General features: G+C 40.2%; 10 protein-coding genes. 6 read left to right on the forward strand and 4 right to left on the reverse strand.

Annotation, left to right across the window (positions count from 1 at the left end; all coding sequences use genetic code 11):
* Window positions 1-49: 49 nt before the first annotated feature.
* Window positions 50-163 (reverse strand): hypothetical protein, encoded by a 114-nt coding sequence (locus tag HUN22_RS12765; protein WP_014206469.1) that lies wholly within the window; start codon window positions 161-163, stop codon window positions 50-52.
* A 65-nt stretch (window positions 164-228) separates the two neighbouring features.
* Here HUN22_RS12765 and HUN22_RS12770 point away from each other — a divergent pair, with 65 nt between their 5' ends.
* The 5 genes from HUN22_RS12770 (at window position 229) to HUN22_RS12790 (ending at window position 4,117) form a co-directional block, all read left to right on the forward strand.
* Window positions 229-888, forward strand: a complete 660-nt coding sequence (locus HUN22_RS12770; RefSeq protein WP_217488179.1) for an amino acid ABC transporter permease — start codon at window positions 229-231, stop codon at window positions 886-888.
* Window positions 878-1,543, forward strand: a complete 666-nt coding sequence (locus HUN22_RS12775) for an amino acid ABC transporter permease (protein ID WP_003651206.1) — start codon at window positions 878-880, stop codon at window positions 1,541-1,543. Before HUN22_RS12770 ends, HUN22_RS12775 begins: the two co-directional genes overlap by 11 nt.
* Window positions 1,544-1,545: 2 nt before the next feature.
* Window positions 1,546-2,277, forward strand: a complete 732-nt coding sequence (locus HUN22_RS12780; RefSeq protein WP_013198200.1) for an amino acid ABC transporter ATP-binding protein — start codon at window positions 1,546-1,548, stop codon at window positions 2,275-2,277.
* 30 nt (window positions 2,278-2,307) lie between these two features.
* Window positions 2,308-3,168, forward strand: a complete 861-nt coding sequence (locus HUN22_RS12785) for a transporter substrate-binding domain-containing protein (RefSeq protein WP_174729958.1) — start codon at window positions 2,308-2,310, stop codon at window positions 3,166-3,168.
* Window positions 3,169-3,250: 82 nt separating this feature from the next.
* Window positions 3,251-4,117 carry a cysteine ABC transporter substrate-binding protein gene (locus HUN22_RS12790; RefSeq protein WP_174729961.1) on the forward strand — a complete coding sequence of 289 codons (867 nt, stop codon included), beginning with the start codon at window positions 3,251-3,253 and terminating at the stop codon, window positions 4,115-4,117.
* A 234-nt stretch (window positions 4,118-4,351) separates the two neighbouring features.
* On the opposite strand, the gene HUN22_RS12800 is transcribed toward HUN22_RS12790, so the two are convergent.
* Window positions 4,352-5,287, reverse strand: a complete 936-nt coding sequence (locus HUN22_RS12800) for a LysR family transcriptional regulator (RefSeq protein ID WP_174729964.1) — start codon at window positions 5,285-5,287, stop codon at window positions 4,352-4,354.
* Between the two features lie 91 nt (window positions 5,288-5,378).
* Here HUN22_RS12800 and HUN22_RS12805 point away from each other — a divergent pair, with 91 nt between their 5' ends.
* The gene (locus tag HUN22_RS12805; RefSeq protein WP_174729967.1) at window positions 5,379-6,017 is read left to right on the forward strand and encodes a LysE family translocator; all 639 of its coding nucleotides are present in this window, start codon (window positions 5,379-5,381) and stop codon (window positions 6,015-6,017) included.
* A gap of 484 nt (window positions 6,018-6,501) precedes the next feature.
* On the opposite strand, the gene HUN22_RS12810 is transcribed toward HUN22_RS12805, so the two are convergent.
* Together HUN22_RS12810 and HUN22_RS12815 are read right to left on the reverse strand one after the other, a co-directional pair.
* The gene (locus HUN22_RS12810) at window positions 6,502-8,463 is read right to left on the reverse strand and encodes a family 2A encapsulin nanocompartment cargo protein cysteine desulfurase (RefSeq protein WP_174729970.1); all 1,962 of its coding nucleotides are present in this window, start codon (window positions 8,461-8,463) and stop codon (window positions 6,502-6,504) included.
* Window positions 8,438-9,370 (reverse strand): family 2A encapsulin nanocompartment shell protein, encoded by a 933-nt coding sequence (locus tag HUN22_RS12815; RefSeq protein ID WP_001107602.1) that lies wholly within the window; start codon window positions 9,368-9,370, stop codon window positions 8,438-8,440. Before HUN22_RS12815 ends, HUN22_RS12810 begins: the two co-directional genes overlap by 26 nt.
* Between the last annotated feature and the right edge of the window lie 108 nt (window positions 9,371-9,478).

Consider the following 9,478-nt stretch of genomic DNA (forward strand, 5'->3'; position numbering starts at 1 on the left):
GTTTTATTATTCATCTTTGTTTTAGTGAATATGTTTTGAGCGGTTGTATTTAGCTGATTTGAAGGTTTTCAATTGCCAGATCGAATTTATCAAACTTATAGAAAAGCTTATCTAATAAAAATAGTTTTAGACCAATTGGGAAAAAAATAAACTCGTTGCACAAATATTTAATGGCTGAAGAAAGCTAAATATTTATAACGTTTTAATATTATTTTTTTGGAATTTTCCTTGAACTGGCAGTATATCCATAGTGTGTTGCCGCAATTTTTCTCTGCAACGTTGACCACGCTGAAAATCTCAATTATCAGCATTATTTTGGCGATTATTGTAGGGCTAATTTGCAGCATTTTAATCACATATCGCGTGCGGGTGCTAAATAGAATTGTCCAGTTCTATATTGAGTTATCTCGAAATACCCCTTTATTAATTCAACTGTTCTTTTTGTATTACGGTTTGCCAAAGCTCGGTATCAAAATCGATGGTTTTGCTTGTGGCGTGATTGGACTGACATTTTTAGGCGGAAGCTATATGGCAGAAGCTTTTCGAGCGGGGCTACAGTCTGTTGCAAAAGGGCAAATTGACTCTGCAAAAAGTATCGGTCTGCAACCGATCCAAATTTTTAGATATGTCATTTTTCCTCAAGCGCTTGCTATTTCAATTCCAGCAATTGGAGCAAATTGTCTATTTCTGATTAAAGAAAGTTCTGTGGTGAGTGCGATTGCTGTCGTTGAGCTGCTTTTTGTCACCAAAGACTTAATTGGCATGGATTATAAAACAACAGAAGCTTTGTTCTTATTAATCATGGCTTATCTGATTATTTTATTGCCCGTGTCTATTTTAACCAGTTATCTGGAACACAGAAGTCGGAAGGTGAGCCATGGAACTTGATTATCTATTTCAGGCGAGTCATCTCGAACGTTTAATGTGGGGACTTTGGGCAACCGCAAAAATTGCTTTTATTTCAGTATTTTTCTCTGCAATTTTAGGCACGATTTTAGGTGTCATTATGACTTCTAAAAACATAGCGGTTAAAGCGTTGTGCCGCTTGTATTTAGAAGCAATTCGAATTATTCCAATTTTAGTTTTGCTTTTTGTTTTTTATTTCGGCTTTGCGACATGGTTTAACTGGCAGTTTTCCGCAATGTGGGTCTGCGTTGTTGTGTTTGTTTTATGGGGAACCGCTGAAATGGGCGATTTGGTTCGTGCAGCCATTACTTCAATTGACCAGCATCAACGCGATTCAGCCTATGCGCTCGGACTAACTCATGTTCAAGCTTTGGTCTATGTCATTTTTCCGCAAAGTCTAAAACGAGTAACTCCAGGCGCGATTAACTTATTTACCCGAATGGTGAAAACCAGCTCTTTGGCAGTCCTGATTGGTGTGGTTGAGGTCATTAAAGTTGGCCAGCAAATTATTGAAAATTCGCTGTTGACCGTGCCGAGCGCTTCTCTTTGGATTTATGGCTTTATTTTTATTTTGTATTTTCTGATTTGCTATCCCTTATCGCGTTTGGCGGCACATTTGGAAAAGGTCTGGGAGTAATTATGCCTTTGTTATCGATACAACAATTACAGAAATCATTTGCACAAAGTCATATTTTACAGGGCATTGATCTGGATGTAGAACAAGGAGAGGTAGTTGTTATTTTAGGTCCATCGGGCTGCGGTAAAAGTACTTTATTGCGCTGTATTAATGGCTTAGAACCGATTCAGAGTGGCGAGATTCGTTTAACTGGCTCAGGTGTGCTCGGTAAAGATGTGGACTGGACTAATGCTCGTCAAAAAATTGGCATGGTTTTTCAGAACTATGAGCTATTTGGGCATATGAACGTTATTGACAACATTTTGCTTGGGCCACTCAAAGTACAAAAACGCCATCGTGATGAAGCAGAACAAGTTGCAGATGAGTTGTTAAAGCGAGTGGGATTGTTTGAGCGAAAACTAGATTATCCACGACAGCTTTCAGGCGGACAAAAACAACGTATCGCTATTGTGCGTTCACTGGTCATGCAACCTAAAGTTATTTTACTTGATGAAATTACTGCTGCGCTTGACCCAGAAATGGTCAGAGAAGTGCTCGATGTAGTACTCAAATTGGCGAATGAAGGAATGACCATGTTGATTGTGACACATGAGATGTCCTTTGCCCGTAAGGTTGCCGACCGCATTATTTTTATGGATAAGGGCAAAATTATTGAACAGGCTTCACCAGAAGAATTTTTTGAACAGCCAAAAACAGAACGAGCGAAAGCCTTCTTAAATATTTTGTCGTACTAAATTTTTATTATTTGAATCATGAGGAAGTGAATGTTTAAACGTAATTCAATAAAAATATTAAGCAGTCTTGCTGTTGCTGGGGTGTTGTTAACTGCATGTAGTAAAACGCCATCAACTGAACAGGCAAGTAATGCTCAAGCAGACCATTCTTTAGAGCAAATTAAGAAAAATGGGGTTTTACGAGTTGCTGTTTTTGCCGATGATCCGCCATTTGGTTACGTAGATAGTGCGGGGAATAACCAGGGCTTTGATGTGGCTTTAGCAAAACGTGTGACTAAAGATTTGCTCGGTGATGAAAAGAAAGTTGAGTTTATTGTGACTGAAGCTTCAAATCGGGTGGAGTTTTTAAAATCAAATCGTGCCGATGTGGTGTTCGCGACATTTACAGTAACCCCTGAACGCAAAGAGGTTGTAGATTTTGCCGAGCCTTATTTAAAAGGTGCTTTCGGCATTGTCTCGCCTAAAGCCAAACCGATTACAGATATTGCCCAATTAGAAGGTAAAACCTTAATTGTAAATAAAGGCACAAGTTCAGATACCTACTTTACCAAGCATTATCCGAAAGTGAATTTACTCAAGTTTGAAAGAAACTCGGATGCCTTTAAAGCCTTAACCGACGGTCGTGGTGACGCGATTTCACAAGATAGTACTTATGCTTTGGCATGGGCCGCGAAGAACCCAAGTTATGTAGCAGGCATTCAGTCTATTGGTGATCAAGAATTTATTGCACCAGCAGTTAAAAAAGGCAATACCCAATTATTGAATTGGCTCAATACTGAAATTAAGCAGCTCAGAACAAGTGGTGAAATCAAGAAAATTTATGATGAAACCTTGAAACCAATTTACGGTGACTCGGTTAATCCGAATGTGTTTTTAGATGTAGGTCAATAATTTTCGATATCGCTAGAGCAGTGCCTAAAAGTAGGCGCTGCGATTCTAAATAAGACTTTTACAAGAACGAGAGGGTGAAATAATGACAACATTAACATTTCAAAACGTGAAGCATATTTTGGCTGCATCTTTGCTGAGTTTAGGTTTAGTTGCATGTGACAAAGGAACTCAGTCTACTGAAAAAACGGCCGATACTACACAAACTGTATCGAGTATCGAACAGATCAAAAAGAATGGCGTGGTACGCATTGGCGTATTTAGTGATAAACCGCCGTTTGGATACTTAGATGCTCAAGGTAAAAATCAGGGCTTTGATGTAGAAATTGCTAAGCATGTTGCGAAAGATCTGCTGGGTGATGAAAACAAAGTAGAGTTTGTTTTAACTGAAGCGGCTAACCGTGTTGAATATTTAAAAGCCAATAAAGTGGATATTATTTTTGCAAACTTTACCGTTACACCAGAACGTAAAGAAGTTGTCGATTTTGCTAAACCTTATTTAAAAGTTGCTTTGGGGGTAGTTTCTCCTAAAAGCCATCCGATTACAGATGTTGCTCAACTCAAAGATGAAACTTTGTTGGTAAACAAAGGTACAACGGCTGATTCATTCTTCACCAAGACTCACCCTGAAATTAAGCTACAAAAATATGAGCAAAACACTGAAACTTTTGATGCTTTAAAAGATGGGCGTGGTGCCGCGCTTGCCCATGATAACTTGCTGGTTTTAGCTTGGGCTAAAGAAAATCCAAATTACACTGTTGGCATTACCAATTTAGGTGAGCAGGACTTAATTGCACCAGCAGTGAAAAAGGGTGATAAAGAGTTATTAGACTGGTTGAACCAAGATTTAGAGAAACTGGCGAAAGAAGGCGTGATTCATCAGGCTTATGAAAAAACGTTAAAACCAGTGTATGGCGATACGATTAATCCAAAAGATTTATTGGTTGAGTAATTCTAATAAAGAGGATTCTAGATAGTATTTGCTTGAGCAAGGGTCATCTACAGCCTGCCCATAATTTATAAAGATAATATTTTTGCAATATTTTTTTTATAGCTAGAAACAGTGGTCAGGTTCTGTAGATGAGAAAGTTTTTTGGTTACTTTTTCCAAAAAAAGTAACAGAATTAGCTGCTTACTTTAGAGATTTAAAAGTAGGATTCCATCGTGCTAATTCCTTGACTTTGTATTACTTTAACTTAAATAAAGTCGGCTCTGCTGCTAATTTATCTGCCAAATATTGAATCAACACACTCAATTTAGGCGGGACATGCCGTGTCGGTGGGTACAGTAACCACAGCCCGCCACTGTAATAGGTCTTAAAATACCAGTCGGGTAAAACCTGAACTAAGGTACCTGGTTGTAGCGCATGGCGTGCAACAAAGTATGGCAAGCTCGCAATACCAAAATGCTGTAATGCGGCACTCAAACGCACACCCGTATGATTTGCAGCATAACGACCACGCACAGCCACACTGATCGATTTATTTCCTTGTTGAAATTTCCACTTTGAGTCACTGGCTTGTTCGCCCAAGTAAATACATTCATGTTGCTTTAAATCATGAGGATGGTTCGGAGTGCCATGCTTGGCCAAATACTCAGGTGTAGCACAAACTAAATGGTCAATATCAATCAGCTTTCGACCCATAAGGCCACCCGGTGGTTGCTCTGTAATTCGAAGCGCTAAATCGACTCCATCATCAATGAGATCTACATAGCGATCTTCTAAAAGCATTTGAATATCAATTTTCGGGTAGCGTTCTAAAAATTCGGGTAAATGCGGATGAATCATAAAATGCCCCACAGCTTTCGGAACACTCATGCGAATAATGCCTTCTGGCTCGACATGAAATTGACCCGAACTTTCCATGACTGCTTGCGCAGCATTCACCATGTCTAAACAACGTTGATAGACCTGTTGTCCACTTTCACTTAAACGAAGTTTCCGCGTAGTTCGATAGAGTAAGCGGGTGCCTAAAGCACGTTCTAATCGAGCAATCGCGCGGCTGACAGCAGAAGGTGTTGTACCAAGCTGCCTTGCAGTTTCAGAAAAACTTTCCGATTCGACAACCTTAACGAAAGTCGCCATTTCATTTAACAGAATCAGACTTTGATTTGTGCTCATGAGGCAAAAGTTATTTGGATTTTGATTGGATTATCGCGTCTAAAAAATCGCAATACAATCTTTTAGGTGATTTTCAGGAAACTAAATTGTTATGTGGCAGTTGTATGGACATGAGTTTTTAACGCTAGCTTTTATTCACTTTATGGCGGTGATTTTACCGGGGCCTGATTTTGTGATTACGGTCAGACAAAGTGTGCGTTATGGCTATTTGATTGGATGTTTAACCGCAATTGGTATTGGTGTCGGGATTTCAGTACATGTGTTTTATACCTTGGTTGGTATTGGCTTTTTGATTCAACAAAGCGAATGGCTCATGTCACTGATCAGAACAGCGGGAGCAGCTTATTTGATTTATTTAGGATGGCAGTGTTTACGTAGCCAGCCGAATACCAATATTGAGATTAATGGCCAAGCAGACAGTGACACGCCGAGTTTATTTAAAGCGTTTACAATCGGTTTTCTCACCAATGCGTTAAACCCAAAAGCCACCATCTTTTTTCTGGCAATTTTTACGACGATTGTAAGTACGACCACACCAATGAAAGTTCAGGTTTTTTATGGCGTTTGGATGTGTATGGTCAATGCCATCTGGTTTATGGTGGTGAGTGTACTGTTTGCTCAGCCTATTGTACGTAAAAGATTTTTAGAGTTTGGAGTGTATTTTGAGAGGGTGATGGGAGTTTTATTAATTGGGATTGCGTTGAGATTGATTTGGGGATTGTTTAATTAAGTTGAATATCTATTAATATTTCCTCTGGTTAAAGTCATCTGCAAGTTTTTAGACTAGCACAACGGAGTCCATACTTGCATTTGCTAGTGCTAAATTTCATCCACAGCCTGCCCATAATTTATAAAGATAATGTATTTGCAATATTATTTGAAAAATGAAAACAGAGAACAGGTTCTGTGGATGAGAAAGTTTCTCTTGCGTGACGTTGTCACTCATTTTTTAAAAAAGTAATAGAATTAGCTGCTTTCTTTGGAGGCAAAACGGTAAGACTCCGCCGTGATAACCACTTTAAATTATCTATAGTACTAATCACTTTTAGCTCGAGCCGAAGGCTAATTCAGAAATTGAATTTAAAATAATAAGACTCCTCTGTGATAGCTACTTTGACTTGTTACTTCATATATAACTTTTGAGCTCAAGTAGTTTTAATAAATAATCCATAAAAAAGACCACTCGAAAGCAGTCTTTTTTTGCAAAAATAGGTTCAATTACTACGCCTATTACGCGTCAGTTGATGTAACACCGACACCAATAAATCAATTTCTTCAGTGGTATTATAAAAGGCTAAAGACGGACGCACGGTTTGTTCTACACCAAAACGACGTAAAATTGGCTGTGCACAATGGTGTCCAGAACGTACCGCAATACCATGTTGATTTAAAGCTTTACCGACTTGTTCTGTTGAATAACCCTGTAAAGTAAACGACATGACACTGGCTTTATTGTGAGCAGTTCCTATGAGACGTAAACCAGACACACTGCTCAGTGCATTTTGACCATATTCGAGTAGATCATGTTCATAGCGAGCAATGTTATGAATGCCTAGACTTTCGACATATTCAAGCGCAGCGCCTAAACCAACAGCATCGGCAATGTTTCCAGTTCCAGCTTCAAACTTGTTAGGTGCAGGTTGGTAAACTACCTGTTCGAAGGTTACATCCTGAATCATGTTACCGCCACCTTCCCAAACAGGCATACTTTCTAGTAGTTCCGGTTTTGCATAGACCGCACCAATTCCCGTTGGCCCAAACACTTTATGTCCAGAAAACACAAAAAAGTCTGTATCAAGAGCTTGTACATCGGTAGGGATGTGCGAAACAGATTGAGCACCGTCAACTAAAACGCGAACACCTTTGGCATGAGCAATTTTAATCACTTCAGCAACAGGTGTGACTGTTCCCAAAGCATTCGATACTTGAGTAATCGACAGCAATTTGGTGCGCTCATTAATCAGTTTTGGCAACTCTTCTAAAATAATCTGGCCCGTGTCATCCACAGGAATGACTCTTAATTTCGCTCCAGTTTTTTTAGTGAGTTGATACCAAGGCACAATATTGGCATGGTGTTCTAAGTGAGAAACGATAATTTCATCACCTTCACCAATATTTTGCTCACCCCATGTTTTTGCAATCAGGTTAATGCCCTCGGTTGTTCCTCGAACAAAGATAATTTCTTTAGAAGAAGGCGCGCCAATAAATCGGGCAACTACATTTCTTGCATGCTCATAGGCATCGGTTGCACGAGCCGCTAACTCATGTGCAGCACGGTGAATGTTTGAGTTTTCATGCTGATAAAAATAAGCAATCCGGTCAATCACGCGCTGCGGTTTTTGTGTGGTCGCAGCATTATCCAACCAGACCAGAGGTCGGCCATTGACGCGTTCCTGTAAAATTGGGAAATCGCGACGTATAGCATATACATCGAGTGGTTGAGCACTACTTGCTACAAAAGTGGATTGCGATGGTTGATAGTGACTATAACTTTGTCCAGTTTGAGGCAAGTCTAAAAAATAAAATGCAGAGCTTGCCGAACTTTGGGTTGGCGTGTTCGTTGCAAAACGATCTTCTGTCAACAATGATTTCAGCTGGTCACCATGTGGCAATTGAAAAGACTGCGCAACCGAATAATTATCTTCAACACCTTTAACAGAAGGTTCTGCTGCATTGGGAGCAGAAAAATCATTTAAAAAATAATAAGGTGATTCACCTGCACCCGTTGGTAGGTTTGGTTCAATGCGTGGCGCATTGGGTTCACTATGAGCAGCTTGTGGCACGTGTGGTTCAAATGGCGGGTGTGGCAAATTAGCTCCACCAACCACAGGCGCAGACGCTACAATTCGGCGTTCAGGGTAGTCTGGTAAATTTGGAATATGCTCAGGATATTCTGGATTGAGACTTTTCTGAAAGGCGATATTGGGCGCACGACCACTGAGTGCAGAAAATGGTTCACCCGGTTGTGGTGGGTGCGGTGGTGCTCCGACAGGTAAATCCAAGTTAAGGCCCGATGGAGAAGTCGAACTGCTTGAGCTTGGTAATGCTGAAAAAAACTCATTAGCAAGTCGAGCAATGGTGGACTCATCAGGGAAGTTGGCTGGCGGGTGAGCACTAGTCACTTCAGGCCCCGTTGGACTACCTTGCAGATTACTTGTAGTTAACTGGGTAGTCATGATATTTGTCCACCTCCACATCATCTAATACTGCCAACGCATCATCAGTCAGTACTGCAAGTGAGCAATATAACGAGATTAGATACGATGCAATCGCGTTACGGTTGATTCCCATAAAGCGTACTGAAAGCCCTGGTGACTGTTCACCAGCAAGACCTGGTTGGAATAAACCAACAATCCCTTGACGCTTTTCACCAACACGAAGCAGCAAGATTTTAGTTTTGCCATCTTCTACAGGAATTTTATTTGATGGAATAAGTGGAATACCGCGCCATGTAATGAATTGCGAACCGAACAGACTAACCGTTGGAGGCGGTACACCACGGCGTGTACATTCACGGCCAAAGGCTGCAATTGCATCAGGATGTGCTAGGAAAAATCCCGGTTCTTTCCAGACTTTACGTAGCAAATCATCAAGATCATCTGGAGTAGGTGGACCATTTAAAGTCGAAATACGTTGGTCATCTGTCACACTTGCCAGTAAACCGTATTCAGGGTTATTGATAAGCTCACTTTCTTGACGTTCTTTAATGGTTTCAATGGTTAAACGGAGCTGTTCTTTAATTTGGTCGTGTGGGCTGCTGTAAAGGTCAGCAACACGTGTATGTACATCTAAAACAGTAGATACACCATTTAAAAAGTATTCGCGTGGCTCTGGGTCATAATCAACAAAAGTTTGAGGTAAAGTTGCTTCATCACGTTGTGTGCAAGCGACTTGAATATCATCAGTATTATTTACACGGTTTAAGCGGTAGATACCTGCTTCAACAGGAAGCCATTGAAGTAAGTGAGTCAGCCATCTGGGAGTAATTGTAGAGAGTTGGGGAGCAGTTTTGGTTGCATTGGCCAGTTGACGGGCTGCGTGGTCCCCCAGCGCAAGTTGGGCTTTGTCAGTATTTTTCGCCATGAATCATTTTTCCTTATTACAGTGGCTTGGTTATAAAATGTTAAATTTTTAAATTATCGTGTTAACAGATTAGAATTAAATATTCGATTTTCAAAATATGAATAAGGT

This window comes from Acinetobacter lactucae (assembly GCF_013344765.1).
GTDB classification, from domain to species: Bacteria; Pseudomonadota; Gammaproteobacteria; order Pseudomonadales; family Moraxellaceae; genus Acinetobacter; species Acinetobacter lactucae_A.

What these genes read in the sequence shown, in the direction of transcription:
- HUN22_RS12775 (WP_003651206.1), top strand. Translation starts at nt 878, where the DNA reads ATGGAACTTGATTATCTATTTCAGGCGAGTCATCTCGAACGTTTAATG.
- HUN22_RS12780 (WP_013198200.1), top strand. Translation starts at nt 1,546, where the DNA reads ATGCCTTTGTTATCGATACAACAATTACAGAAATCATTTGCACAAAGT.
- HUN22_RS12785 (WP_174729958.1), top strand. Translation starts at nt 2,308, where the DNA reads ATGTTTAAACGTAATTCAATAAAAATATTAAGCAGTCTTGCTGTTGCT.
- HUN22_RS12790 (WP_174729961.1), top strand. Translation starts at nt 3,251, where the DNA reads ATGACAACATTAACATTTCAAAACGTGAAGCATATTTTGGCTGCATCT.
- HUN22_RS12800 (WP_174729964.1), bottom strand. Translation starts at nt 5,287, where the DNA reads ATGAGCACAAATCAAAGTCTGATTCTGTTAAATGAAATGGCGACTTTC.
- HUN22_RS12805 (WP_174729967.1), top strand. Translation starts at nt 5,379, where the DNA reads ATGTGGCAGTTGTATGGACATGAGTTTTTAACGCTAGCTTTTATTCAC.
- HUN22_RS12810 (WP_174729970.1), bottom strand. Translation starts at nt 8,463, where the DNA reads ATGACTACCCAGTTAACTACAAGTAATCTGCAAGGTAGTCCAACGGGG.
- HUN22_RS12815 (WP_001107602.1), bottom strand. Translation starts at nt 9,370, where the DNA reads ATGGCGAAAAATACTGACAAAGCCCAACTTGCGCTGGGGGACCACGCA.